We start from the raw sequence: 26,161 nt of genomic DNA, 5'->3' as shown, positions 1-26,161 counted from the left end.
AGTGAGATCTCCCCGCGCCGTGAATCCCGATCATTCCTGCCCCGGGATCCACTTCCGGGACACCACCGCGTGGTCCCGGCGCAGAACACGCTGGGCCGCCTGCCGCAGGGCCGCGACGAGCGGCTCGTCCCGGCGGCTCGGCAGCCAGCCCAGTGCGGCCGTCCAGGGTTCGAGGTCGGTGACGTCGACGTACGACACCCCGCGGCGCGGATAGAGCCAGCGGGTCGCGTCCGGCGGCAGCTGGATGCCCTGCCCCATGGCGATCAGCGGCAGGGCGCTCTCGTAGTCGACGATGGCGTGCGGGCTGTATCGCACGGAGGTGCCGTCCGGTCGCGGGTCGGCGGACCAGAAGTCCCGGAACACCTTCGGGACCTGCTCCGACCAGCCGATGCGGGGCTGGCCGGCGAGGTCCGCGAGGGTCAGCGCGTCCCGGGAGGCGAGAGGGTGACCGTCGGCCATCGCCACACAGCGCGGGCCGCAGGCCAGGGCCAGGGTCTGGACGCCGTCGGGCACGGGCAGAAACAGGAACGCCGCGTCGACCTCGCCCCGCAGGATCGCCGGGCCGGCGTCGAAGCCGATGCGTACGACGTCGACCTCCACCTGCGGGAAGTTCTCCCGCAGTTCCTCCAGGACGGCCGGGATCGGGTCCATCGAGGTGATCGCCTCCAGCGAGCCGATCACGATCCGGCCCGCGGCCGCGTTGGCCTGGCTCTCCGCCTCGCGGCGCAGCTCCTCGGCCGCCTCCACCACGCTCCGGGCCCGCCCCACGAGCGCCTCACCCGCCGCGCTCAACGCGACCCTGCGTGTCGTCCGGTCCACCACGGCGACACCCAACCGCTCCTCCAGAGCGGTGATGTGCCGCGAGAACGTCGGCTGCGCCATGAACGCCCGCCGCGCCGCCCGCCCGAAGTGCAACTCCTCGGCGAGGAGCAGGAACAGCTGCAACTGCTGGATGCTCGGATACCTCACGTCGCTCCTGGTGCAGCCATGTCTTCGAGGCTACCAACGCCTCGAAGACAACCAACTTTCTTGGGGCCGCGGAGCTGTGTCGAGTAGTGGCTTCGTCCGGTGGACGCCATCAAGCACAACCGTCGCGCACACGGCCACTGGAGCCGTGTGCAAGAGGCACTCTCCACGCCTGCGGTTGGGTCTGCTGCCGTCGTGTATGCGGCTTGACCGTGAGCTGCTGGAGTCGAGCCATGACGCTACTTCCTGTCAGGCGTCAGGGCCGCCTTGATCTATGCCGAAGTGGCGGGAGACCTCTTCGATCGTGAAGCGAGCGCGGAGCTTACAGGCGGAGTTCTGGTTGGCGAAGAAGCCCGTACGCCACAGTGCCTTTTCGCGAGGCACGGCCCGCTCCCAGGTAACCGGGACGATCCACTCACGAGGATCCTCCCCGTTCGTCGTTGCCTGCTCACCGCGTCGGTAGGTGCCCTCCAGTGGGAGATCAGCCAGCCGCTGGCTTTCACCGTTGATGCTGAGGACGGCGTCCTCGAACGGTTGCGGTTCACCGGAGACCGTGCCGACGCCCACATAGCCCACCTTGGGGATGTGAGTGAACACCCGCGCTCCAAGTGGCAGGGACCGAATCGTCCGAGAGAACCACTCTCCACCGCCGGCCGACACGAAGCCGAACCCAAGGGCGTCGCCCCAGTTCCGGCCGCCGGGTTCATCGCCAAAGATCGAAGTCGACCGCGCACCGCCGGTTCCTGATCTGGTCGCGGGCAGGGGTGTGGGGCCGGCGGCACGAGGCGGTGCTGCACCGACTCGATGACGCCGGCCTCGTCGACGTCTCGCGCGTGGTCCTCGACTCCGCTCACCTGCGGGCTAGAAATGGGGGCGAACTCAAGGTCCGGGACCCCCTTCTTCGTGTCGATGTGGCTGCCGTCGATCTCCGCCCGGGACCAGCCGATCTCGTTTGCCGCATTCAGCTGGGCAAGCAGGATCCGATGCAGATCGTCGAACACCCCGGCGTTGATCCACCGCTTGATCCGCCGCCAGCACGTCATGCCTGACCTGAAGCCGAGTTCCTGCGGAAGGTCTTCCCAGCCGATCCCGGTATGCAGCACGTACAAGATGCCCTGCAGGACTGCCGATCCGGCACCGGCCGCGGACCGGGCGCCTTCATCGGGCCACGGCGGAAGCAACGGCTCGAGAAGCTCCCACAATTGATCATTTAGCAGAGCGCGTGAGCAGCTCTTTAACGTTCGTCTCAGGTTCGCTCGGTAGGAAATAGGCATGCGGGTGAGCGATGCAACCCGTATGCAGGAGGCTAGTGATGGAAGTCGACGCAGCACCATCGGGGAAAGCGCAGCCCGGCTGGTTGCGGTTCGAGGCGGCCACCAGGGCGCTGGCGACGGCGTTCCCTGTCGCCGCATGCGGGGTCACACGCCGACAACAGTGCGGGGTCCGCCGCGGCCCGGCCCGCACAGCGCGCACGCGGGCGGTCGTCAGCTCGAAGACCCCCTGAAGCATCTCGCAGACGGATGCCGTACGGATACCTCGCCACACAAACGCCTGAAGAGAGGGACTGACATGAAGCCCATGGGACGCCGCGGCTTTCTCACCGCCAGCACGGCACTTGGCATTGGTGCCGGCTTGTCCACGTACGCCATTGTCTCGGAAGCGAGCGAGAACGAGACTTCGGACAAGACTTCGGACATTTCACGGCGGGACCAGGACCTGCCCTTCATCGGCACGGAGGAGACCTTTTCGACTCCCACGTTGTTGAAGCTGAACTCCATCAATCAGGATCACATAGCGTTCCTTGAGGAAATTGGTCTTTCGGATCTAGGGCAACGCCGCATCGGCGATATGGATGCGGGGGGACTCAACGTTCAAATCCTCTCTGCTCATACACCTTCCGTACAAAATGTCCCTGGGCAAAGGGGCATCGACCTTGCCTATCGTCTTAACCGGCAACTTGTAGACGGGCCAATCGCCAAATATCCGGGCCGCTTCAAGGCTTTCGCCACCTTGCCCTTGCGGAGCCCGGAGGCGGCGGCGGACGAACTGGAACGCTCGGTTCGGGAAGATGGCTTCTTGGGCGCACTGACCAACGGACACATCGCGAAGAAGTATCTCGATCATCCCGATTTCGAGCCTGTGCTGGCACGTGCCGTTGCTCTCGATGTGCCGATCTACCTGCATCCCGGATATCCAGCTGACGAGGTCTTCAAGATCTACTACAGCACCACACGGTCTAAATACACGGAAGAGTACCAAGACTACATTTTCAGTGGTTCTGGATATGGCTGGCACCAGGAGGTGCTGACCCAATGCATTCGGATGATCGCGTACGGGGTTTTCGACAGATTCCCCAAACTGAAAATCATCATCGGCCACATGGGCGAAGGTCTCCCCTTCTACTACGAGCGGATCGTCAATGACATGGGCGAGCCGACCAAAGACTCGCTCGAGAAGCCCATCGGGCAATACTTCCAGGAAAACTTCTGGGTCACAACCAGCGCATTCCCCCAGACCGAACTGCTCGATCTCCTGCTGAAGTACATAGGCGTGGATCGAGTGATGTTCGCAACCGACTATCCGTTCGCGGACATAAAGGAGCAGACCGACTGGTTCCGCGGAGTCGATTTACCGCGCGAAGACAAGGAAAAGATTGCGTTCCGAAATGCAGAGAAACTGTTCAGAATGAAAGTGTCCGTGAAGTGATACGCCAGCTTCGGCCGGAGTGAAAGAATGCTTGGCTGCAAGGCGAGAGTACGGCCGAAGTATGCGATGCGCGGCTGCCCCATAACGCGGTCTCATACAGGCTCTTCTATAGTAAGTGGATGTCTCACGTGCTCGTGTGGTGAGCTGCGGCACCCGGGACGTACTCCGGCGCGCTGCCCTCCTGTTCGACGAGGTCGTCGTCTGCGTGATGTTCAACTCGAACAAGACCGGCCGCTTCCCCATCGCGGAACGGCTGGACCGGCTCCGCGCGGCGGCAACCGGCTTGAGCAACGTGACGGTGGACTCCCACACGGGCGGCCTGCTGGTCGACTACTGCCGGCGAGTCGGAATCGACGTCGTGATCCGTGGCGTCCGCGGCGTTCCCGACCTGGACTACGAGATGCCGATGGCTCGTATGAACCACGAACTGGCCGGAGTCGAAACGCTCTTCATCCCTGCGGACCCCGCCCTGGCACACATCTCCTCCACCCTCGTCACCGCGATGAGCCAACAGGACCGTGTCCCTGATTGATGATGTGAGCGAGCCTCTTCCAGGAGGCGGGGGGCGGCAGCGAGCGGTCCTAGGGCGTGTCCTGTGTGGTGAGGCGGACACGAGGCGACGCACCCCCGACCACCCCCACCACCCACCCCAACTGACGCCGCACATGCACCGCATCCCCGCCCTCATGCCCATTGAACGGATAGGCATGGATCTCCTTCACAGGGCCCGCGGCCGCCCCCGCCGACTCTCCGTAGACATTGAACGCCCCGTATGCCCCACTAGGAGGGCACACCGTGTCCCGCAGGCCCACGCCGAAGTGGGCGGGGGCCGAGGCCCGTCGGGCGAAGGAGATGCCCTCCATGTAGGACAGCGTGCGATACGCCTCTCGCTCGGCGCCCCGATGGACGGACAGATACGCGGCGATCTCCCCGTACGGCCCCGCGTCCGTGAGGTGCAGGGCCCGTCGGATCCCGCACAGCAGTGGCGCGGTGACGAGCAGTGCCGCCAGGTCGGGGACGAGTCCCGCTACCGCCAACGCCACCCCGCCCCCCTGGCTGTTGCCGACCGCGACGGTCCGCCCGGCGTCCACCCCGGGCAGCGCCCGTACCGCCGAGACCGCACGCACCGCGTCGGTGATCAGGCGCCGGTAGTGATAGTCGTCGGGCGCGAGCAGACCGCGTACGGCCGGTCCGGGCCCGCCCGGTGCCCCCGCGTGCGGATCCGGGGTGTCCCCGCCGCACCCGTACTGGTCGCCCTGGCCGCGGTTGTCCATGAGCAGATGCGCGTACCCGGCGTTCACCCACGTCAGACGCTCATGCGGAAGCCCGCGCCCGCGCCCGTACCCGGCGAACTCGACCACGGCGGGCAGGGGTTCACCGACCCCGGCGGGGCGGCTGAACCACGCCCGTACCGGATCGCCCGCGAAACCCCGGAACGTCACGTCCCAGGTCCGTGTCAGCCGAAGCCCCGTCTCCACCGGCCGCACCGACACCAGCGGATCCGCCTGCCCGGCCTCCTTCAACGTGCCCAGCCAGAACGCGTCGAAGTCGGCGGGCTCCTCCAAGTCCGGGCGATGACGCTCCAGTTCCGTCAGCGGCAGGTCGAAAGCGGGCACGGCGGCACCTCGCAGGAGTCGGTGGTCATCCAGAAACTTGCGACGGACAGAGGGTGGTAGTCCCCAGGGTCTACCCAGGTTCCCCGCGATTCCAACGCGGCACGGACGCCCCGGACGACTGCCGCAGCACCCATTGACAGCGCTTTCTACTGGCCTTAGGTTGCCGCGAAGTTACCGGTAAGAGCTCGAAAGTTTCGGTTCCGCGTCCCTTGCCCACGGGAGGCCCGAGCAATGAGCACGTCCACCACGTCGGCCCCGCCGGGCACCCAGGACCCGCCTCCGGCACGGGCAGCACCCCGACGCGGCAACCGGGTCTCCGCCCGGACCGGCTGGCGGCGGGCGCTGCGCCGCGACTGGCAGTTGTACTCGCTGGCGATCCTGCCGCTGCTGTTCTTCCTCGTCTTCCGCTATCTGCCGATGATCGGCAATGTGATCGCCTTCCGCCGCTTCGAGCCCGGCGGTTCGATGTTCGGCGAGGACTGGGTGGGTCTGCGCTATGTGCGCATGTTCCTCAGCGACCCGACGTTCTGGCAGGTGTTCCGCAACACCCTGTGGCTCGGCGGGCTCACGCTGGTGTTCTGCTTCCCGATCCCGATCGTTCTCGCCCTGCTGCTCAACGAGGTCCGGCGGCGCTCCCTGAAGCGGTTCGTGCAGTCGGTGTCGTACCTTCCGCACTTCTTGTCGATCGTGATCGTCGCGGGTCTGACCATGCAGATGCTCGCCACCGACGGCCCGGTCAACCACGTCCTCGGCTGGCTCGGCCACGACAAGATCCGTTTCATCCAGGAACCCGAGTGGTTCCGCACGATCTACGTCGGCTCGGAGATCTGGCAGACCGCCGGCTGGGGCACGATCCTCTACCTCGCCGCGCTCACCACCATCGACGAGGACCTGTACGAGGCCGCGCGCATCGACGGCGCCAACCGCTGGCAGCAGATCTGGCACGTCACCCTGCCCGGCATCCGCCCCACCATGATCACGCTGCTGATCCTCAACGTGGGCACCTTCATGGCCGTCGGCTTCGAGAAGGTCCTGCTGCTGTACAACCCGCTGACCTATCCGACGGCCGACGTGATCTCGACGTACGTCTACCGGGCGGGCGTCGAATCCAACAGCTTCAGCTACGCCGCCGCCATCGGGCTGTTCGAGGCGATCATCGGCCTGGTCCTGATCACCTCCGCCAACACGCTCTCGCGCCGCACAGTGGGGACCAGCCTGTGGTGAAGCCGAGCCGTTCCTATCGGGTCTTCCAAGGCGTCAACGGGGTGATCCTCACCCTCGTCGTGGTTGTGACCCTGTATCCCTTCGTCAACATCGTCGCGCGCTCCTTCAGCGGGGAGCGGCAGATCCGGGCCGGTGAAGTGACCCTGTGGCCCAAGGGGTTCAACCTCACCACGTACAAGATCGTGTTCCAGGACTCGATGTTCTGGCGGAACTACGGCAACACCGTGCTCTACACCGTCGTCGCCACCGCCGTCGCCATGGTTCTGACGACCTGTTACGCCTACGTTCTGTCGAAGAAGCAGCTCAAGGGGCGCGGGGTGCTCGTCGGCATCGCCGTGTTCACGATGTTCTTCACCGGCGGTCTGATCCCCAACTACGTCCTGGTCACCAGCCTCGGCCTGAAGAACAGCGTCTGGGCGATCGCGCTGCCCAACGCGATCAGCGTCTTCAACCTGCTGGTGATGAAGGCCTTCTTCGAGAGCCTGCCGACCGAACTGGAGGAGGCCGCGCAGATCGACGGACTGAGCACCTACGGCACCCTGCTGAGGATCGTGCTGCCGCTGTCCAAGGCGGTCGTCGCGACCATGGTGCTCTTCTACACGGTGTCCTTCTGGAACTCCTGGTTCAGCGCGTTCCTGTACATGGACCACTCCGATCTGATGCCGGTCACCGTCTATCTGCGCAACCTCATCGCGGGCGCCACCGGCGGCGGGAACGCCGGTGCCACCACCGCGGAGCTCAGCCAGGTCGGCGCGAGCATCCAGGCGGTCACCATCGTGCTCACCGCGCTGCCGATCATCTGCGTGTACCCGTTCGTCCAGCGCTTCTTCGTCTCGGGCGTGATGCTCGGCGCGGTCAAGGGCTGACACCCCCTCACCTCACCCACGCCCCAGAGGAGTCCTCGTGAAGAACGCAGGAGAACTGTCGCGACGTCAGATCCTGGCCGCCGCGGGCTTCATAGGCCTCGCCACCCTCACCGGCTGCGGCAGCGGCGACGACGGAGGCGACTCCAAGGACCTGACCAAGAAGCAGAACGGCGCGATGAAGGACTACCAGGCCGGCCAGCAGTTCAAGGCCGCCAAGGCGCTGTCCTTCTCGATGCTGCACAACGACAACCCGGTCTACCCCCTCAAGAACGGCTGGCTGTTCTGGAAGGAGGTCACCAAGCGCACCGGGATCACCATCAAGCCCCTCGACGTCCCGCTGGCCGACTACGAGAAGAAGCGCAGCGTCCTCATCGGCTCGGGCGACGCCCCCTTCATCATCCCGAAGACGTACCACCCCGGCGAGGTCGCCTTCGTGTCCTCTGGGGCGATCCTCCCGGTCAGCGAGTACGTCGACCTGATGCCCAACTTCCGGGACAAGGTGAAGAAATGGAGTCTCGAACCCGAACTCGACTCCATCCGCCAGTCCGACGGCAAGTACTACCTGCTGCCCGGCCTCCACGAGAGGCCCAAGTCCGGCTACTCGCTGTCCTTCCGCACCGACATCCTCGACAAGCACGGACTCCCTCTGCCCACGACCTGGGACGAGGTGTACGACGTCCTCAAGGCGCTCAAGGCGGAGTACCCCGACAAGTACCCGTGGACCGACCGCTGGAGCACCAACACCCCCTTCCCGTGCGGGGCGTTGTTCCAGTACCTCGGCCAGGCCTACGGGGTGAAGGCGGGCTGGACGTACGACAACATCAGCTTCGACACCAAGGCGCGGAAGTTCGTCTTCACCGGAGCCCGGGACGCGTACCGGGACATGATCGAGTACCTGCGCAGACTCGTCTCCGAAAAGCTCCTCGACCCGGAGAGCTTCACCCAGCAGGACGACCAGGCCGTGCAGAAGCTGCTGGCGGAGAAGTCCTATGTGATCAGCGCCAATCCACAGGAGCTGGTGCAGAACTACCGCTACAACCTGAACAAGCAGGTCAAGGGCTCGAAGATCGAGATGATCCCGGTGCCGCTGGGCCCGGCGGGGCCGATCCTGCTGAGCGGCATCCGGCTGGAGAACGGCATCATGATCTCCAGCAAGGCCCTCAAGGCCGACACCTTCGTCGCGATGATGCAGTTCGTGGACTGGCTCTGGTACTCCGACGAGGGCCAGAAGTTCTGCAAGTGGGGCGTGAAGGGCGTCACTTACACCGAGTCCGGCGGCACGTACACGCTGAAGCCCGGGATCTCGCTGATGGGCTCCGACCCGGACGCGCCTAAGGACCTCCAGAAGGACTACGGCTTCTTCAACGGCGTCTTCACCTACGGCGGCAGCTGGGAGCTGGTGTCCTCCAACTTCAGCCCGGACGAGAAGAAGTTCCAGGACGTCATGTCCCAGCGCAAGGAGCTCCCCGTCGACCCGGCCCACCCGCTCCAGTCCTTCGAGCAGGAACAGGCGACCCTCTGGGACACCCCCCTCAAGGACACCGTCATCCAGAACACCCTCCAGTTCGTCCTCGGCAAGCGCCCGATGTCCCAGTGGGACGCCTACCTCGCCGAGCTGAAGTCGAAGAACATGCAGCAGCTCGTCGACCTGCACAACAAGGCGTACGAGCGGTTCAAGAAGGAGAACGGGTGATCCTCCGCGTCCCCGATGCGCCGAGCGGCCGGCTCACCGACGCCTGGCGGACGGAGGTGGCGGCATGAGCACCGTACGCACCTCCGACTTCGGCACCGGCGCCCTCTCCCGCGTCTCCGCCCTGATCCACACCGTCCTGACCGTCGAGGCGCTGCTGCTCCTCACCGCCTCCCCGGGCCTGGCAGGCCTGCTCCTGCTCGGCCCCGACCCCGCGGGCCTCCCGCTCGCGGCGCTGTGCCTGCTGCCCCTCGGACCGGCCCTGTCCGCCGCGCTCTACGCACTCCACCACCGCAGCCGTGATCTCACCGAGCTGCGTCCGGCCCGCGCCTTCCTGCGGGGCTGGCGGCTCAACGCCGTACCGGCGCTGAAGCTGTGGACGCCCCTGCTGGCCTGGCTGACGGTCATCACCTTCACCCTCACCCACTTCTCCGCCACGGGCCTGCCCGGCTGGTGGGCGCTGCTGCTGGCGGCGATCGGCGCCCTCGCTCTCCTCTGGGGCGCGCACGCCCTCGTCCTCACCTCGCTCTTCGCCTTCCGCGCCCGGGACACCGCCCGCCTCGCCGGGTACTTCCTGTTCCGGCACGGCCGCGCCACCCTCGCCGCCGCCTCCCTGCTGATCCTGACGGCCGCGCTGACCGCCCTGCTGACGGAGGCCCTGCCCGCCCTGCTGGCCGCCCCGCTGCTGCTGTCCCTGCTGCACGGCAGCCGCACGGTGATCACCGAGACCCAGGAGGAGTTCACGGCATGACCGCGCCCCGCACCCCGAAGATCCCGTACGGCGGCGACTACAACCCCGAGCAGTGGCCCGAGGACGTCTGGGACGACGACTATCGCCTGTTCACCAGGTCCGGCATCGACACGCTCACCGTCGGCGTCTTCACCTGGTCCCTCACCCAACCGGCCCCGGACAGCTACGACTTCACGGTCCTGGACCGCGTCCTGGACCGGGCCGCCGCCGAGGGCCGGCAGATCTGCCTGGCCACCGGCACCGCCGCCCTCCCGCCCTGGCTCGCCAAGCGGCACCCCGAGGTCAACCGCACCGACTTCGAGGGACGCCGCCACCGCTACGGCCAGCGGCACAACTTCTGCCCCAGCTCACCGGTGTACCGCGAGCACGCCACCGCGATGGCCTCACGCCTCGCCGAACGGTACGCGCACCACCCGGCCCTGCTCGCCTGGCACATCAACAACGAGTACGGCGGCGTCTGTTACTGCGACCTGTGCGCCGAGGCGTTCCGGGAGTGGCTCCGGGACCGGCACGGCACCCTCGACGCCCTCAACGACGCCTGGTGGACCACCTTCTGGTCGCACCGCTACACCGACTGGGACCAGATCGAGCCGCCCAACGCCCTCACCGAGCACTGGCGCGGCCCCGACCACACCGCCTTCCAGGGCATCACCCTCGACTACTTCCGCTTCACCACCGACGCCCTGCTCGGCTGCTTCCTGGCCGAGAAGGAGGTGATCCGCGCCCATGACCCCGACACGCCCGTCACCACCAACTTCATGGGCACCTTTCGCCCCCTCGACTACCACCGCTGGGCGCCCCACCTCGACTTCGCCTCCTGGGACAGCTACCCGCCGCTCGACGCCCCGCCGACCCGGCCCGCCCTCGCCCACGACCTGATGCGCCGCCTGAAGGACGGCGCCCCCTTCTGGCTGATGGAGCAGACGCCCTCCACCACCGCCTGCCGAGACGTCAACCCGCTCCGGCGGCCCGGCGAGCTCCGTCTCGCCACCTTCCAGGCCATCGCCCACGGCGCCGACGCCGCCCTCTACTTCCAGATGCGCGCCTCACGGGGCGCCTGCGAGAAGTACCACGGGGCGGTCATCGGTCACGCGGGCCGCGACGACACCCGTGTCTTCCGCGAAGTCGCCGAACTGGGCCGGGAGTTGGAGCGCCTGGGTGACCGGACCCTGGGCGCCCGCACCCCGGCCCGCACCGCCCTCCTCTTCGACTGGGACAGCTGGTGGGCCCTGGAGATCTCCGACGGCCCGTCCCGGCTGGTCAAGTACCCGGACGTGGTCCACGCCTACTACCGGGCCGCCCGCGAGGCCGGCGCCGACGTGGACGTCATCCCGCAGACCGCCGACCTCACGCCCTACGACGTGGTGCTCGCGCCCGCCCTGCACATGGTCAAGGGCGACCTCGCCCCCCGCCTCGAAGCCGTGGCCGCACGCGGCGGCACGGTCCTGACCACCTTCCTCTCCGGCCGCGTCGACACGCACGACCGCGCCTTCCTCACCGACGTGCCCGGCCCGCTCGCGCCCCTCATGGGCGTCCGCGTCGACGAATGGGACGCCCGAGCGCCGGAGTTCGCCCAGACCATCCCGGAGCTGGGGGCGGAGGCGCGGCTCGTCTTCGAGATCGTGCTCCCGCGCGGCGCCGAGCCGGTCGCCACATACGGCACCGACTTCTACGCGGGCACCCCGGCCGTGACCCGCAACCGCTTCGGCGAGGGCGAGGGCTGGTACGTCGCCACCGCCCTCGACCAGCAGGGCGTCGACGAGGTCGTCCGCCGGATCCTGGCCCGCCACGACCTGCTCGGTCCCTACGCCGGCCACCCGGCGGTCGAGACGGCGACCCGCGTCGCCCCCGACGGCACCCGCCTGTTCTTCCTCCTCAACCACGCCCCCGAACCGGCCCGACTCACCGCCCACACCACCGCCACCGACCTGCTCACCGGCAAGCGGGTGGACCGGGGCGAACCCCTGGTCCTCGATCCCCTGGGCGTGGCGATTCTTCAGTAGATCCGCCGCCCCCGCTCGTCCGGCACCCCGGACTTGCGGAAGAAGTAGCTGTTGATCTGGTCGCGCCACTCGCGGGCACTGCGGAGCTGCTCCTCGTACCGCTCCGCCACCCGCGCGTGACGCACCGGATCCACCAGCCCGGCCAGCGAGGACCACACCTCCCGGGCCTTCTCGACCTCCGCCACGCCCTCGAAGTGCGTGTCGTAGATGTGCTGGACCACCGTCTTGCCGCTGTGCAGGGTGTGCCCGTACGGCACATGGTGGAAGAACAGCAGCAGCTCGTCCGGGCAGGTGTCCGGCGACTCGTACAGCTCGGCCCACGGCTTGGCGTACTGCCCGGCGTAGCCTGTGCCGGTCGCCACGCTGCGGTCGACGCCGATGCCGTCCCGGTCGGCGAAGTGGTAGGTCCCCCAGGGGCTGTACTCGTAGCCGTCGACGCTCGGCCCGTAGTGGTGCCCCGGCTGCACCATGAAGCCCACGCCGAGGGGAGCGGTGTACTTCTCGTACGTCCGCCACGAGCCGTCGAGCACGGCGTGCAGCCCTTCCGCCGGCCCCGGCCCGAAGGTCAGCCCGATCCACTCGTCGAGCACCTCGCCCGGCTCGGCGTCCGGCTGCCAGGCCAGCCGCCCGAAGGTGTAGAGGTTCGCCTGGGCGAGGGGATGCCCGGTCCAGAACGGGTCGTCGCCGGCGTTGGACACGGCGATCAGCCCGCCTCGCGCCAACTCGCCGACAGAGGAACCCTGTTCAGCCGGGACCCGCAGCACCTCGCTCCACATCGGCCCCAGCCAGCAGACGTGCCGCTGCTGCCCGGTGTACTCCTGGGTGGCCTGTAGCTCCACCGCCAGCCGGGTGCCGGGCATCGCCCCGATCAGCGGCGAGACCGGCTCGCGCACCTGGAAGTCGATCGGCCCGTGCTTCACCTGGAGCACGGCGTTGGCGGCGAACTCGCCGTCCAGCGGCACGAAGTGGTCGTAAGCGGCCCTGGCCCGGTCCGTCCTCCGGTCCCGCCAGTCCTGGCAGTGGTCGTAGACGAACGCTCTCCAGTGCACGGTGCCGCCGTACGGTTCCAGCGCGGCGGCCAGGAGGTTCGCCCCGTCGGCGTGGCTGCGGCCGTAGGCGAACGGCCCCGGCTGGCCCTCCGAGTCGGCCTTCACCACGTACCCGCCGAAGTCGGGGATCGCCTCGTAAACCGCTGCCGTGGCCTCGGCCCACCAGCCGCGCACGGCCTCGTCCAGCGGGTCGGCCGTGGGCACCCCGCCGAGCACCACCGGCGCGGCGAAGGACACCGACAGATGGGTGCGGACCCCATAGGGCCGCAGCACCTCGGCGATCGCGGCGACCTCGCCGATCCGGTCGGTCAGCAGACGCGCCTCGGTCTCGTGCACATTGACGTTGTTGACGGCGACCGCGTTGATCCCGCACGCCGCCAGCAGCCTCCCGTACGCCCGCACCCGCTCCAGGTCCCCGCGGGCCCGCCCGTCCTCCCAGAACAGCGAGCCGCCCGCGTACCCGCGCTCCACCTGGCCCATGACCGGGTGCACGGCGACGTTGTCCCAGTGGTCGAGCATGCGCAGGGCGAGAGCGGGGCGATGGGTCTCCCGCGCCCGCTCGCCGGTGAACGCCGCCTCCCCGAGCCGTACGACATGGAACAGGCCGTAGAGCAGCCCGCGTCCGCCGGAGGCGGTGACGGTCGTCGTGCCGCCCTCCCGGGCGACCGTGTAGTCCTCGTCGCCGAGGTCATGGACGCCGAGGTCGAGGACCAGGTCGTACGCGCCGTCCGGCTCGGCCTCGCGCACGACCCGGCCTCCGAAGCGCCGGCAGGCCTCCGCCACCTCCCCGTGCACCGTCTCCGCCGGCGGGCCCGATCCACGGATCAGCGTCCGCCCGCTGCCCACCGCGCGGAAGGCGGCGGGCGGCAGCCAGGCCGGGTCGACACCCTCGGGCAGGACGGGCACGGGAAGCGGCATGAGACCCCCAACTCGGTTGCTCAGGAGAGCAGTTCGACCTCCGCCAGCGTGCCCTCGCCGTCGAGGACCAGGCGGTATTTCTCGTACGTACCCGGTGACCTCACCGTGAACGCGCGTGTCTGCCTGTCCCATGCGAAGGACTCATCGGAGCGCCGGTCCAGCGTCCGCCAGCTCTTGCCGTCGGAGGAGCCCTGGAGCGTCCAGCCGGCCGGTGCCTTCGCCCGGTCCGACGACGACGTCAGCGTGTACTGGACGGTTTTGGCGCCCTCCGGAACCGGAAGATCCACGGACGTCACCGCGGTGTCCGTCGCCGACGTGTCGTCGAACAGGGCACCCTCACCCTTCAGCACGTCCGCGCGGGGCACCGGCACTTCGTCGTCCCGGGTGATCGACACGGGCGCGGCGTGCTTGCCCGTGCCCCAGGACGACGGCCGTGGGCCCATGTCGAACTCCAGGACACCGCCCTTGGCGACCAAGGAGTGGGGGAGCGAGGTCTTCGACCAGCTGCGGCCGTTGACCTTCAGCCCCTGCACGTACACGTTCTTCGCGCTGTTCCGGGGCGCCTTCACCACCAGCTCGCGCCCGTTCTCCAGGTGCACGGTCGCCTTGGTGAACAGCGGTGAGCCGATCGCGTACTCGCCGCTGCCCATCACCAGTGGGTAGAAGCCGAGCGCGGAGAACAGGTACCAGGCCGACTGCTCGCCGTTGTCCTCGTCGCCGTGGTAGCCCTGGCCGATCTCGCTGCCCGTGTACAGGCGCGACAGCACCTCGCGGACGTTCTTCTGCGCCTTCCAGGGCTGCCCGGCCGCGTCGTACATGTAGATCGCGTGGTGGGCGACCTGGTTGGAGTGCCCGTACATGCCCATCCGCACGTCCCGCGCCTCGGTCATCTCGTGGATGACACCGCCGTAGGAGCCGACGAACTCGGGGGAGGCCGTCTCCGGTGTGGAGAAGTAGGTGTCGAGCTTGTCTCCCAGGCCCTTCCGGCCGCCGTACAGGTTCGCCAGACCCCTGCTGTCCTGAGGGGCGGTAAACGCGTACCCGTATCCATTTGTCTCCGTGTAGTCGTGGCCCCAGACCCGTGGGTCGTACTTCGAGGACTCGACCCGCCAGTCGCCCTTGGCGTCCTTGCCCTGGAAGAAGCCGGCCTTCGTGTCGAAGAGGTTCACATAGTCCCGGGCGCGGTTCAGGAAGTACTCCGACTCCTCCTTGTAGCGCCGCTCGCCGGTCTCCTCGTAGAGCTTTTGGCCCATGCGGGAGATGCCGTAGTCGTTGAGGTAGCCCTCCAGCGCCCACGACAGGCCCTCGTGCGTCTCGGTGCTCGTATAGCCGAGGAAGGGGGAGGTGGTCATGCCCTTGCGGCCGACGCCCGGGTTCGGGGGGACGACCGTCGCGTTCTTCACAGCCGCGTCGTACGCCGCCTTCGCGTCGAAGTCGACGCCCTTGACGTATGCGTCCGCGAACGCCACGTCCGAGGACGTGCCCGTCATGAGGTCCGCGTAGCCGGGGGAGGACCAGCGCGAGGTCCAGCCGCCGTCCTTGTACTGCTGCACGAACCCGTCGACCAGCTCACCGGCCCGCGACGGAGTCAGGAACGAGTACGCCGGCCAGGTCGTCCGGTAGGTGTCCCAGAAGCCGTTGTTGACGTACACCTTGCCGTCGACGATCTTCGCGCCGGTGTGGGTCGAGGTGTCCGGGTTGGGCATGGGCGAGAAGGGCGAGGCGTACTGGTGCTTCCCGCCGACCTTCTCGAAACCGGAGTTCGGGTACAGGTAGAGCCGGTAGAGGCTGGAGTACAGCGTCGTCAGCTGGTCCGGTGTCGCGCCCTCGACCTCGACCTTGCCGAGCAGCCGGTCCCACTGCCGCTGGGCGCTCTTCTTCACCGCCTCGAAGGACCTGCCTTCGGGGATCTCCTGGCGGAGGTTGTCCTTCGCCTGGTCCACGCTGATCAGCGAGGTCGCCAGGCGCAGGGTGACGGTCCGGTCGTCGGCCTTGAAACGCAGATGGCCCTTGACTCCGGACGACGAGCCCTCGGTCACCGGCTTGTCGAACGTGCCGTAGACGAACAGCCGGGTCGCGCCCGTCGAAAGACCGGACTTCACGTCCGAGTAGCCGGTGACGATCCCGTTCTCCTTGTCGAGGGTCAGGCCGGCCTGGTCGGTGACGTTGTCGAAGAGGACGCTCGCGTCGTCTCCGGGGTAGGTGAAGCGCAGGGCCGCCGCGTGGTCGGTCGGCGCCATCTCGGCCTTCAGCCCGTTCTCGAACCGCACCCCGTAGTAGTAGGGCCGCGCGGTCTCGTTCTCGTGCCGGAAGGCCAGCTCCCGTGCCTCCCGGCCGAGGTCGGGGGTGCCGGGGGCGAGGGACGGCATCACCTGGAAGGTCTGCCGGTCGCCCATCCAGGGGCTCGGCTCGTGGCTCGCGCTGAACGCCTGGATCGTCGGCAGGTTGTCCGCGTTGTTCGCGCGTGCGTAGTCGTACAGCCAGCTCAGCGAGCCCGCGTTGGTCACCGGCGTCCAGAAGTTGAAGCCGTGCGGCACCGCCGTCGCCGGGAAGTTGTTGCCCCGCGAGAAGCCGCCGCTGGAGTTGGTGCCGCGGGTCGTCACCGCGTAGTCGGACAGATGGGCCTTCGGACGCTCGGGAGCGGCGGACTCGATGGTCACGTCGTCCAGCCAGCCCCGGAACTTCGCCGGGCCCTTCGGGGAGTCGTACGCCACCAGGATCCGGTCCACGGTCTTCCCGGCCGCCACCGACCCGATCCGCGAGGCCACGTTGTTCCATTGGTTGACGTAGAGGATCTTCGCCTCACCCTGCCCCCGCGGCGTCAGCGGGAAGCCGTGCTGGTCGGTGGCGCGCAGCTCGCTCAGGTGGGTGCCGTCGGTGAAGGCGAGGTCGACGGAGACGTTCGTCGCGTCGTAGTCGAGGTCGCCGTCAGCCATCGACGGGAAGATCCGGTAGCCCAGCCGCGTGTCCCGGCCGACGGCCACGTTCACGTCGAAGACCTTGTTGTACGAGTACGCCCGCCCGTCGGCGGTGTGCCGGCCGGCGTAGCGCAGGGCCCGCTTCCCGGTGAACCCGGCGCCCGCCTTGGCGGTGGGGGAGCCGCTCGGGCCGCGGTCGACGAGGGAGAGCATGTCCTGCGGGACGGGCCCTTCGCCGCCGCCCGTGGACAGCTGGAGGTCGGCGAGCTGGAGGATGTCGCCGCCGTTGTTGCCGGTGATGTCGAGCCGGAAGTGCCGGTACTCGGCGGGTTCCGCGATGTCGTACGTCTTCGTCCGGAAGCGCTCGGAGAAGGACTCGCCGGAGCGGGAGTCGAGGGTCTTCCAGTCCTTGCCGTCGGCGGAGCCCTTCAGGGTCCAGTCCTTCGGGTCGCGTTCGTCGTGGTCGTTGGCCGACGTCAGTGCGTAACGCACCAGTTTGACTGGTTTGTCCAGATCGAACTCGGCCCAGCCGGTGGGCTCGAAGGTGAGCCACTTGGTGCTCGGCTCGCCGTCGACGAGGTTCTCCTTCACCTCACCCCCGCCCGTGTTCTCGTCGCTGGCCCGGACGTCGGTGACATGGTCGGTCACATTGCCCGGTATGCCGCTGCTGTAGCCGCCGTCGACGCCCGAGGCCCGCTTGCTGCCGTCGGGTGCGGTGTCGACCGTGTTCAACCAGTCCGGAACCGGGTCGTCCGGCTCGAAGGAGGAGACGAACCTCCGGTCGGGGGTCTCGGGGGCTTCGGGCAGTGCGACCGCAACGCCCTGTGAGCTCAGGGCCAAAGCGAGGGCGGTCGCCGACACGACCGCCGAACCCCATCTGTGCCGAGCTTTCCGTTGCATCAACGGGTACCCTCCCTGCGCAGTGGACAACGTTGTCAGCTTCGATGCGCAAGGACCAGTAGTTGCCCAAGTGAGGGGGAGTGTCAAGGGTGTTGGTTGTGGCGTTCGAGGGCGGCGACCGGGATATTTCCGCCGAGGAGCACACGGACCGCTCGACTTTCCGTGAGGTCTCAACTCGGATAAGACCCAGGGTCAACCTTGTGTTCGATCTTGATCCGCTGGCGGGAAGTGGACTATACCTGTCGGGCGCTTCACACCATCCGCACGTCACCACCCGCACTTTCCTGCACGACCCAGCTTGACCCGATCGCGGTGCCGGGGAGGATCCGGTTCACCGCCTGAGTCCTGGAGAAGGCGAGGACTTGAGCATGGGATCCACTTCCGCCGAGAACCACGGCACCGAGGGTGTCGGCCGCCGTGATCTGATCAAGAGGTCCGCCGCGCTCGGGCTGATCTCCGTACCGACGATGAGTTTCCTGTCCGCCTGCGCCAGCAGCGGCGGCGGCGACAGCGGCGACAAGGCCAAGGCCGGCAAGAAGACCGCCAAGAACCCGCTCGGTGTCAACGACACCGCGGGCATGGAATTCGTCCTGTTCGACGGCGGCTTCGGCAAGGAGTACGCCGAGGACGCGGTGAAGATCTACGAGAAGAACTTCCCCAAGGTGAAGGTGAAGTTCTCCGCCACCCAGAAGATCCAGTCCACGCTCCAGCCCCGCTTCAACCAGGGCACCCCGCCGGACCTCATCGACAACTCCGGCGCCGAGCAGATGGACATGGGCGTCCTGGTCGGCAAGAACCAGCTCACCGACCTCACCCCGCTGCTGGACGCGCCCTCCTATGACGACCCGGACAAGAAGGTCCGGGACACGCTGCGCCCCGGCATCGTCGAGATGGGCCAGTTCGACGGCGAGAAGGTGTGGATCTTCTACTACGCCTACACGGTCTACGGCGTCTGGTACTCGCAGAAGGCCCTGGACTCGCTCGACGAGCAGTACCCCGAGACCTGGGACCAGATGCTCGCGGTCTGCGCGAAGGCCAAGAAGAAGGGCATGGCGGGCTGGACGTACGCGGGCAAGTACCCGTACTACCTGCCGTTCTCGCTCTACCCGATGATCGGCAAGGTCGGCGGCGCCGAAGTGCTCGACGCCATCGACAACCTGGAGCCGAACGCCTGGAAGCACCCGGCCGTCAAGGCCTGCTTCGAGGCCTACTACGAGCTCTTCAAGAAGGGCTACGTCCTCAAGGGCACCCCCGGTCTGGACCACATCCAGTCGCAGACCGCCTGGGCCCAGGGCAAGGCGCTGTTCATCCCGAACGGCTCCTGGGTGGAGAACGAGTCGGCCAACGTCATCCCCAAGGACTTCGCCCTCTCCGTCTCCGCGCCCACCGGACTCGACTCCTCCGACAAGCTGCCCTTCGGCACCATCTGGGCCTCCGGCGGCGAGCCCTTCATCGTCCCGTCCAAGGCGAAGAACGCCGAGGGCGGCATGGAGCAGCTGCGCATCATGCTCAGCGAGGCGTCCTCGAAGAACTTCACGAGCAAGGTGAAGTCGCTGACCGCGTTCAACGGCGGCACCGACGGCATCGCCCTCACCCCGGGTCTGAAGTCGGGTGTCGCGGCCCTGGAGAAGGCCGGCGACAACGTGGTGAATCCCCGTCTCCAGGACTGGTACGTGCAGTTGCAGAAGGAGAAGATCGGTGTGTCCGGCCTGGGCGAGATGATGGCCGGCCGCCTCACCCCGGCCGAGGCGATCAAGAAGATCCAGGGCTTCGCCGACGAGGCCGCCAAGGACGACTCGATCAAGCACTACAAGCACCAGTAACGGCACCGGAAACTCATTTCCGCAACGGCACCGGAGTGGCGATGCAGCACGGCAAGTACCGGTTCATCGTGGGCTTCCTCGCGCTGCCCCTCGGCCTGTACGCGCTCTTCGTGGTCTGGCCGTTCATCCAGTCCATCTATTACTCGTTCACGGACTGGACCGGCCTGAGCCCCGAATTCAAGATGGTCGGCTTCGACAACTACAGTCGGCTGCTCGACGACGAGATCTTCTGGAAGTCGTTGCAGCACAGCCTGCTGTTCGCGCTTCTGCTGCCGGTCGTGACGATCAGCCTGGCGCTGTTCTTCGCCTTCATGATCAATGTCGGCGGACGGAAGAGGAGAAACGGACCGGTGGTCACCGGCGTCCGGGGCTCCTCCTTCTACAAGATCGTCTATTTCTTTCCGCAGGTGCTGTCCATCGCCATCGTCGCGCTGCTGTTCGCGTTCGCGTACAACCCGGACAGCGGCGCGATCAACTCGATCCTGCGCGGGATCGGCCTCGACGGCGTCCAGCCGCTGTGGCTCGGTGACCCCGATCTCGCGCTGTGGGCCGTCATGGCCGTGCTCGTCTGGTCCACGGTCGGCTTCTTCGTGGTGCTCTTCTCCGCCGGCATGGCCTCCATCCCGGCGGAGATGTACGAGGCGGCCCTGCTGGACGGGGCGGGCCGTGCCACGACCTTCTTCCGCGTCACCCTGCCGCTGCTGTGGGACACCGTGCAGTCCGGCTGGGTCTACATGGGCATCCTCGCCCTGGGCGCCGAGTCCTTCGCGGTCGTGCAGATCATGACGACCGGGCCCGGCGGTCCCGACTACTCGACCACCGTCATGGTCCTGTACGTGTACCAGAAGGCGTTCCGTGACGGGCAGGCCGCCTACGCCACCACCATCGGTGTCGCCCTGCTCGTCGTCACGCTGGCCTTCGCCGCCGTGGTGATGCGGCTGGGCCGTCGCGAGCGGCTGGAGTACTGATGAAGACGACGCAGACCCCCGCGCCCGTGCCGGCCGAGTCCGGCGCGCCCGTCACCAAGGAGGACATCCCGCCGGGCCCGCCGCCCAAGGCGAAGAAGGAAGGCACGGTCCTCAACGTCTTCTCCCACGGCGTCCTCGTCATCTGGGCGTTCATGGTGGTCATGCCGCTGCTGTGGGCGGTGATGACGTCCTTCAAGGACGACCGGTCCATCTTCTCCTCGCCCTGGTCGCTGCCGGACTCGCTGCACTTCGACAACTGGTCGCGGGCGTGGACCGAGGCCAATATGAGCGACTACTTCCTCAACACCGTCCTGGTGGTGGGCGGTTCGCTCGTCGGCACGCTGGTGCTCGGCTCGATGGCGGCCTATGTCCTGGCCCGCTTCGACTTCCCGGGCAACCGCTTCATCTACTTCCTCTTCATCGGCGGCATGAGCTTCCCGATCATGCTCGCGCTGGTCCCGCTCTTCTACGTCGTGAACAACATGGGCCTGCTGAACACCATCCACGGGCTGATCCTGGTCTACATCGCCTACTCGCTGCCCTTCACGGTGTTCTTCCTGACGGCGTTCTTCCGGACCCTGCCGACGTCCATCGCGGAGGCGGCCTTCGTCGACGGCGCCTCCCACAGCCGCACGTTCTTCCAGATCATGCTGCCCATGGCCAAGCCGGGCCTGATCAGCGTCGGGATCTTCAACTTCCTGGGGCAGTGGAACCAGTACATGCTCCCCACGGTCCTCAACACCGACCCGGACAAGCGCGTCCTCACCCAGGGCCTCGTCCAGCTGGCGGTCAGCCAGGGCTACAAGGGCGACTGGTCGGGCCTCTTCGCGGGCCTGGTGATGGCGATGCTGCCGGTGCTCGCCGCGTACATCGTCTTCCAGCGGCAGGTGGTGCAGGGGCTGACGGCCGGCGCGCTCAAATAACCCTGCGCGTTCGCTCGCGTACACGCCGCTCCCGCTCTCGGGGGCGGCGTTCAGGCGTGTGTCCATGGACCCGGAAACGGTTCAACCTCTTGACGGGAGGCGACCCGAACAGCTCAGCTTAGAGTTCACTAGTTGGACATGGACGGGGTCTCATCGAAGCGACCCCGCGCGCAGGAGGTCGTCGTGGAGACTCCGGGGTCGCAGTCGTCGCTGCACCGAGCCAACCTGGAGCGTGTCGTACGAGCCGTGCGGCTGGCGGGCTCCCTCACCCAGGCCGAGATCGCGCGGACGACAGGCCTGTCCGCGGCGACGGTCTCCAACATCGTCCGGGAGCTGAAGGACGGCGGAACCGTCGAGGTCACGCCCACCTCCGCGGGCGGGCGCCGGGCCCGCAGCGTGTCGCTGAGCGGGGACGCCGGGATCGTCATAGGGGTCGACTTCGGGCACACCCACCTGCGCGTCGCGGTCGGGAACCTCGCCCACCAGGTGCTCGCCGAGGAGGCCGAGCCGCTGGACGTGGACGCCTCCTCGACCCAGGGCTTCGACCGGGCGGAACAACTGGTCAGCCGGCTGATCGAGGCCACCGGGGTCGACCGCTCCAAGATCGCCGGGGTCGGCCTCGGCGTGCCCGGCCCCATCGACGTCGAGTCGGGGACCCTCGGCTCGACCGCCATCCTGCCCGGCTGGACCGGCACCAAGCCCGCCGAGGAGCTGCGGGGGCGGCTCGGCGTGCCGGTGCACGTGGACAACGACGCCAACCTCGGCGCCCTCGGCGAGATGGTCTGGGGCAGCGGTCGCGGGGTGCGCGACCTGGCGTACATCAAGGTCGCCAGCGGTGTCGGCGCCGGTCTGGTGATCAACGGGAAGATCTATCGCGGTCCGGGCGGCACCGCCGGGGAGATCGGGCACATCACTCTCGACGAATCCGGTCCCGTCTGCCGCTGCGGGAACCGCGGCTGCCTGGAGACCTTCGCGGCGGCGCGCTATGTGCTCCCGCTCCTGCAGTCCAGCCACGGCACCGACTTGACCATGGAAGGCGTCGTGCGGCTCGCACGCGACGGGGACCCGGGCTGCCGTCGGGTGGTCGCCGACGTGGGCCGTCACATCGGCAGCGGAGTGGCCAATCTCTGCAATCTGCTGAACCCGAGCCGCGTGGTCCTCGGCGGTGATCTCGCCGAGGCCGGTGAGCTGGTGCTCGGGCCGATCAGGGAGTCCGTAGGGCGCTACGCGATCCCCAGCGCGGCCCGGCAGTTGTCCGTTCTCCCGGGCGCCCTCGGCGGCCGTGCGGAGGTCCTCGGAGCGCTCGCTCTCGCCCTCAGCGAGATGGGCGATTCGACGCTTTTGGACGGGACTGCTCCCGGTGCACTCCAGGCAGTCACCCCTGCCTTCACTTAGAGAACGGATGGCACCGTTGCCATCTCGTTAAGGATTTACTTCTTGACGTCGCACGTGTGGCCGAGTTGACTTCCAGCCACCTCGGCCGCAATGTCGCGGCCTCGTCAGGGAGGTTTCTGAAGTGAACACGCGTATGCGTCGCGCCGCCGTTGCGATTGCCGCCGGTGCGATGGCCGTTTCGCTTGCTGCCTGTGGCAGCGCCAAGGAGTCCGGCGACAACGCCGATTCCAGTGGGTCCGCCAAGAAGGGCGACGACATCAAGGTCGGTCTGCTCCTTCCGGAGAACGCGACCGCCCGCTACGAGAAGTTCGACCGGGTGCTCATCGAGAAGAAGGTCAAGGAACTCACGGGCGGCAAGGGCGAGGTCGTCTACGCCAACGCCAAGCAGGACGCCAGCACCCAGAACCAGCAGGTCGACACGATGGTGACCAACAAGGTCGACGTGCTGATCATTGACGCGGTGGACTCCAAGGCCATCGCCGGCTCGGTGAAGAAGGCCAAGGACGCGAACATCCCCGTCGTCGCCTACGACCGCCTGGCCGAGGGCCCGATCGACGCCTACACCTCGTTCGACAACGTCACGGTCGGCAAGACCCAGGGCGAGGCCCTGCTGGAGGCTCTGGGCGACAAGGCCAAGGACGGCCAGATCGTCATGATGAACGGGTCGTCCACCGACCCCAACGCCGCCATGTTCAAGGAGGGCGCGCACGCCGTCCTCGACGGCAAGGTGAAGGTCGGCCGCGAGTACGACACCAAGGAGTGGAAGCCGGAGAACGCCAACGCCAACATGGAGGGCGCCATCTCCGCCCTCGGCAAGGACAAGATCGTCGGCGTCTACTCCGCCAACGACGGCATGGCGGGCGGCATCATCACGGCCCTGAAGGCCGCGGGCATCGACGACGTCCCGGTCACCGGCCAGGACGCCGAACTCGCGGGTGTGCAGCGCATCGTGACCGGTGAGCAGTACATGAGCGTCTACAAGCCCTACCCGCAGGAGGCCGACGTCGCCGCCGAGATGGCCGTCGCGCTCGCCCAGGGCAAGTCGCTCGACTCCATCGCCAAGGACAAGGTCGACAGCCCGACCACCAAGGCCGTCCCCTCCGTCCTCGTCCCGGTCGTGTCGCTGACCAAGGACAACATCAAGGACACCGTCATCAAGGACGGCATCTACACCGTGAGCGAGATCTGCACCGGCAAGTACAAGGCCGCGTGCGACAAGATCGGCCTCGAGTAGTCACCCCGAGTTCCTCCGGCGCCCCGCACACCAGCCCCGCAAAGCTACGCGGGGCGCCGGAGTGATCACTCCTCCCACACTTCTGCACAACCTCCCGCCGGGTCAGGCGGCGAAGGAGATGGTTCACGTGTCCGCTACGCCCGTGCTGGCGTTGCGCGGGGTCTCCAAGCGGTTCGGTGCCGTACAGGCGCTCACCGACGTAGAGCTTGAGGTCCACGCCGGTGAGGTGGTCGCCCTGGTCGGCGACAACGGCGCCGGAAAGTCCACGCTGGTCAAGACGATCGCCGGCGTGCACCCCATCGATGAGGGCGTCATCGAATGGGACGGCAGGTCCGTCCAGATCAACAAGCCGCACGACGCCCAGAACCTGGGCATCGCGACCGTCTACCAGGACCTCGCGCTGTGCGACAACATCGACGTCGTCGGCAACCTCTACCTGGGCCGGGAGATCCGCAAGCGCGGCGTCCTGGACGAGGTGGAGATGGAGCGCCGCTCCCGCGAGCTGCTCGACACGCTGTCGATCCGCATCCCCAGCGTGCGCATCCCGATCGCCTCGCTCTCCGGCGGCCAGCGCCAGACGGTGGCCATCGCGCGGTCCATGCTCGGCGAGCCGAAGCTGGTCATCCTCGACGAGCCCACCGCCGCCCTCGGCGTCGAGCAGACCGCCCAGGTCCTCGACCTCGTCGAGCGGCTGCGCGAGCGCGGCCACGCCGTCATCCTCATCAGCCACAACATGGCCGACGTCAAGGCCGTCGCGGACAAGGTCGCCGTGCTGCGCCTCGGGCGCAACAACGGCGTCTTCGAGGTCAAGTCGACCTCGCAGGAAGAGATCATCTCCGCCATCACCGGCGCCACCGACAACGCCGTGACCCGCCGTGCGGCGCGCACGAACGGGGAGGTTTCCAAGTGAGCATCGACAAGACCTCCGCGGCTCCGGACGACCACGTCGTGGAGAACCCCGAGGCGGCCAAGGCCGCCGTCACGGTGGTCGACCCCCGGCTGCTGGTCCGCGAGCAGGGCCTCAAGGGCTACGTCACCGAGTTCAAGCGGAAGATGAAGTCCGGTGACCTGGGCTCCATCCCGGTCGTCATCGGCCTGGCGATCATCTGGATCATCTTCACGAGCCTGAACTCCAACTTCCTCACCGCGGGCAACCTGTCCGACATGTCCGTCGCCATGGTCGGCACCGGCATGATCGCCGTCGGCATCGTGTTCGTGCTGCTGCTCGGCGAGATCGACCTGTCGGTCGGCTCGGTCAGCGGTGTGGCGGGCGCGAGCTTCGCCGTGCTCAACGTCACCAACGGCATGAACGAGTGGCTGGCCTTCATGCTGTCCATCGTCACCGGCACGGTCGCCGGCGCGCTGCACGGCTTCTTCTTCGCGAAGATCGGCGTCCCCGCGTTCGCCGTGACGCTGGCCGGCCTGCTGTTCTGGAACGGCTTCATGCTCCAGATCCTGGGCGACAACGGCACGATCAACCTCGACCCGGACGGGGTCGTGGCCCAGCTGACCAGCTACTACTTCTCCGACGTGGCCGCCGCCTACGGTCTGGCCGCGGTGGTGACCGCCGGGTACTTCCTCAGCTCCTTCCTCGGCAACCGGCGGCGTGAGGCCGCGGGCGTGCCGTCGCGGCCGCTGAGCGAGACGGTGGTGCGGACGGTACTGCTCGCGGTCCTGGCCTTCACCGTCGCGATCGTCTTCAACCAGTACAAGGGCCTGCCGCTGGCCGTGGTGATCTTCATCGTGGTGCTCCTGGTCACGGACTTCGTGCTGCGGCGTACGGCGTACGGGCGGAAGGTGTTCGCGCTCGGCGGCAGCGTCGAGGCGTCGCGGCGTGCCGGTATCAACGTCGAGCTGGTCCGGATCTCGGTGTTCGCGATCTCCGGGACCTTCGCCGCGGTCGGCGGTCTGTTCATCGCGTCGAAGATCGCCGCGGCGAACCAGGGCGCGGGCGGCGGTGACCTGCTGATGAACGCGATCGCCGCGGCGGTGATCGGCGGTACGTCGCTGTTCGGCGGCCGCGGCCGGACGTGGAACGCGCTGCTCGGTGTGCTGGTGATCGTGTCCATCCAGTACGGGCTCGCCCTGGAGGGCATCGCCTCTCCGGTGCAGTACATGATCACCGGTGGTGTGCTGTTGGCCACGGTCGTGATCGACGCGGTGACGCGCAAGACGCAGAAGACCGCCGGCCGCGCGTAGCGCTGACCGACC

General features: G+C 67.6%; 19 protein-coding genes and 2 pseudogenes. 15 read left to right on the top strand and 6 right to left on the bottom strand.

The window, feature by feature from the left end; translation table 11 throughout:
* Positions 1-30: 30 nt before the first annotated feature.
* Together ACWIF2_RS01905 and ACWIF2_RS01900 are read right to left on the bottom strand one after the other, a co-directional pair.
* Positions 31-969 carry a LysR family transcriptional regulator gene (locus ACWIF2_RS01905; protein WP_454358055.1) on the bottom strand — a complete coding sequence of 313 codons (939 nt, stop codon included), beginning with the start codon at positions 967-969 and terminating at the stop codon, positions 31-33.
* Positions 970-1,215: 246 nt separating this feature from the next.
* Positions 1,216-1,563 (bottom strand): hypothetical protein, encoded by a 348-nt coding sequence (locus ACWIF2_RS01900; protein ID WP_454358054.1) that lies wholly within the window; start codon positions 1,561-1,563, stop codon positions 1,216-1,218.
* A 119-nt stretch (positions 1,564-1,682) separates the two neighbouring features.
* Here ACWIF2_RS01900 and ACWIF2_RS01895 point away from each other — a divergent pair.
* Positions 1,683-1,844: pseudogene (locus tag ACWIF2_RS01895) on the top strand (IS5/IS1182 family transposase); the annotation flags it as partial.
* 117 nt (positions 1,845-1,961) lie between these two features.
* Here ACWIF2_RS01895 and ACWIF2_RS01890 read toward each other — a convergent pair.
* A pseudogene (locus ACWIF2_RS01890) lies at positions 1,962-2,240 on the bottom strand (transposase); the annotation flags it as partial.
* A gap of 295 nt (positions 2,241-2,535) precedes the next feature.
* Here ACWIF2_RS01890 and ACWIF2_RS01885 point away from each other — a divergent pair.
* Positions 2,536-3,672 carry an amidohydrolase family protein gene (locus ACWIF2_RS01885; protein WP_454358053.1) on the top strand — a complete coding sequence of 379 codons (1,137 nt, stop codon included), beginning with the start codon at positions 2,536-2,538 and terminating at the stop codon, positions 3,670-3,672.
* A 115-nt stretch (positions 3,673-3,787) separates the two neighbouring features.
* Positions 3,788-4,204 (top strand): pantetheine-phosphate adenylyltransferase, encoded by a 417-nt coding sequence (gene coaD, locus ACWIF2_RS01880; RefSeq protein WP_454358052.1) that lies wholly within the window; start codon positions 3,788-3,790, stop codon positions 4,202-4,204.
* Positions 4,205-4,253: 49 nt separating this feature from the next.
* On the opposite strand, the gene ACWIF2_RS01875 is transcribed toward coaD, so the two are convergent.
* Positions 4,254-5,288, bottom strand: coding sequence for an acetylxylan esterase (locus ACWIF2_RS01875; protein ID WP_454358051.1), 1,035 nt, complete (start codon positions 5,286-5,288; stop codon positions 4,254-4,256).
* Between the two features lie 231 nt (positions 5,289-5,519).
* On the opposite strand from ACWIF2_RS01875, the gene ACWIF2_RS01870 reads away from it, so the two are divergent.
* The 5 genes from ACWIF2_RS01870 (at position 5,520) to ACWIF2_RS01850 (ending at position 11,822) form a co-directional block, all read left to right on the top strand.
* Positions 5,520-6,512, top strand: coding sequence for an ABC transporter permease (locus ACWIF2_RS01870; protein ID WP_454358050.1), 993 nt, complete (start codon positions 5,520-5,522; stop codon positions 6,510-6,512).
* On the top strand, positions 6,506-7,378 hold the full coding sequence (locus tag ACWIF2_RS01865; protein ID WP_454358049.1) for a carbohydrate ABC transporter permease: 873 nt from the start codon (positions 6,506-6,508) through the stop codon (positions 7,376-7,378). Before ACWIF2_RS01870 ends, ACWIF2_RS01865 begins: the two co-directional genes overlap by 7 nt.
* Before the next feature lie 37 nt (positions 7,379-7,415).
* On the top strand, positions 7,416-9,071 hold the full coding sequence (locus ACWIF2_RS01860; RefSeq protein ID WP_454358048.1) for an ABC transporter substrate-binding protein: 1,656 nt from the start codon (positions 7,416-7,418) through the stop codon (positions 9,069-9,071).
* 64 nt (positions 9,072-9,135) lie between these two features.
* Positions 9,136-9,819: a hypothetical protein gene (locus ACWIF2_RS01855; RefSeq protein ID WP_454358047.1), complete on the top strand. Its 684-nt coding sequence runs from the start codon at positions 9,136-9,138 to the stop codon at positions 9,817-9,819.
* Positions 9,816-11,822, top strand: a complete 2,007-nt coding sequence (locus ACWIF2_RS01850; RefSeq protein WP_454358046.1) for a beta-galactosidase — start codon at positions 9,816-9,818, stop codon at positions 11,820-11,822. Before ACWIF2_RS01855 ends, ACWIF2_RS01850 begins: the two co-directional genes overlap by 4 nt.
* Here the strand turns inward: ACWIF2_RS01850 and ACWIF2_RS01845 are convergent.
* Positions 11,816-13,789 (bottom strand): alpha-glucuronidase, encoded by a 1,974-nt coding sequence (locus ACWIF2_RS01845; protein WP_454358044.1) that lies wholly within the window; start codon positions 13,787-13,789, stop codon positions 11,816-11,818. The two genes, ACWIF2_RS01850 and ACWIF2_RS01845, sit on opposite strands and share 7 nt — an antisense overlap.
* A 20-nt stretch (positions 13,790-13,809) precedes the next feature.
* A complete protein-coding gene (locus ACWIF2_RS01840; RefSeq protein WP_454358043.1) occupies positions 13,810-17,607 on the bottom strand; it encodes a GH92 family glycosyl hydrolase in 3,798 nt (1,265 codons plus the stop codon).
* A gap of 368 nt (positions 17,608-17,975) precedes the next feature.
* Here ACWIF2_RS01840 and ngcE point away from each other — a divergent pair, with 368 nt between their 5' ends.
* The 7 genes from ngcE (at position 17,976) to ACWIF2_RS01805 (ending at position 26,149) form a co-directional block, all read left to right on the top strand.
* The gene (gene ngcE, locus ACWIF2_RS01835) at positions 17,976-19,430 is read left to right on the top strand and encodes an N-acetylglucosamine/diacetylchitobiose ABC transporter substrate-binding protein (protein WP_454358042.1); all 1,455 of its coding nucleotides are present in this window, start codon (positions 17,976-17,978) and stop codon (positions 19,428-19,430) included.
* A 41-nt stretch (positions 19,431-19,471) separates the two neighbouring features.
* Positions 19,472-20,398 (top strand): carbohydrate ABC transporter permease, encoded by a 927-nt coding sequence (locus tag ACWIF2_RS01830; protein WP_454358041.1) that lies wholly within the window; start codon positions 19,472-19,474, stop codon positions 20,396-20,398.
* Positions 20,398-21,321: a carbohydrate ABC transporter permease gene (locus ACWIF2_RS01825; RefSeq protein ID WP_454358040.1), complete on the top strand. Its 924-nt coding sequence runs from the start codon at positions 20,398-20,400 to the stop codon at positions 21,319-21,321. The genes ACWIF2_RS01830 and ACWIF2_RS01825 overlap by 1 nt, the downstream gene beginning before the upstream one ends.
* A gap of 183 nt (positions 21,322-21,504) precedes the next feature.
* Complete coding sequence (locus ACWIF2_RS01820; protein WP_454358039.1) at positions 21,505-22,716, top strand: ROK family transcriptional regulator; 1,212 nt, start codon at positions 21,505-21,507, stop codon at positions 22,714-22,716.
* A gap of 133 nt (positions 22,717-22,849) precedes the next feature.
* Entirely contained in the window at positions 22,850-23,950 is a 1,101-nt protein-coding gene (locus ACWIF2_RS01815; RefSeq protein ID WP_454358152.1) for an ABC transporter substrate-binding protein, read from the top strand.
* 118 nt (positions 23,951-24,068) lie between these two features.
* Positions 24,069-24,860, top strand: a complete 792-nt coding sequence (locus tag ACWIF2_RS01810; RefSeq protein ID WP_010033972.1) for an ATP-binding cassette domain-containing protein — start codon at positions 24,069-24,071, stop codon at positions 24,858-24,860.
* Complete coding sequence (locus ACWIF2_RS01805) at positions 24,857-26,149, top strand: sugar ABC transporter permease (protein WP_454358038.1); 1,293 nt, start codon at positions 24,857-24,859, stop codon at positions 26,147-26,149. The genes ACWIF2_RS01810 and ACWIF2_RS01805 overlap by 4 nt, the downstream gene beginning before the upstream one ends.
* Positions 26,150-26,161: the final 12 nt, after the last annotated feature.

Source organism: Streptomyces sp. NPDC055506, from assembly GCF_053643595.1.
Note: the sequence above shows the minus strand (reverse complement) of the source record. Positions and strands in the feature narration are given on the sequence as shown.

Coding starts and splice junctions, on each gene's coding strand:
- ngcE (WP_454358042.1), top strand. CDS start 17,976: ATGGGATCCACTTCCGCCGAGAACCACGGCACCGAGGGTGTCGGCCGC.
- ACWIF2_RS01845 (WP_454358044.1), bottom strand. CDS start 13,789: ATGCCGCTTCCCGTGCCCGTCCTGCCCGAGGGTGTCGACCCGGCCTGG.
- ACWIF2_RS01840 (WP_454358043.1), bottom strand. CDS start 17,607: ATGCAACGGAAAGCTCGGCACAGATGGGGTTCGGCGGTCGTGTCGGCG.
- ACWIF2_RS01830 (WP_454358041.1), top strand. CDS start 19,472: ATGCAGCACGGCAAGTACCGGTTCATCGTGGGCTTCCTCGCGCTGCCC.
- ACWIF2_RS01885 (WP_454358053.1), top strand. CDS start 2,536: ATGAAGCCCATGGGACGCCGCGGCTTTCTCACCGCCAGCACGGCACTT.
- ACWIF2_RS01870 (WP_454358050.1), top strand. CDS start 5,520: ATGAGCACGTCCACCACGTCGGCCCCGCCGGGCACCCAGGACCCGCCT.
- ACWIF2_RS01855 (WP_454358047.1), top strand. CDS start 9,136: ATGAGCACCGTACGCACCTCCGACTTCGGCACCGGCGCCCTCTCCCGC.
- ACWIF2_RS01825 (WP_454358040.1), top strand. CDS start 20,398: ATGAAGACGACGCAGACCCCCGCGCCCGTGCCGGCCGAGTCCGGCGCG.
- ACWIF2_RS01810 (WP_010033972.1), top strand. CDS start 24,069: ATGGTTCACGTGTCCGCTACGCCCGTGCTGGCGTTGCGCGGGGTCTCC.
- ACWIF2_RS01850 (WP_454358046.1), top strand. CDS start 9,816: ATGACCGCGCCCCGCACCCCGAAGATCCCGTACGGCGGCGACTACAAC.
- ACWIF2_RS01815 (WP_454358152.1), top strand. CDS start 22,850: ATGCGTCGCGCCGCCGTTGCGATTGCCGCCGGTGCGATGGCCGTTTCG.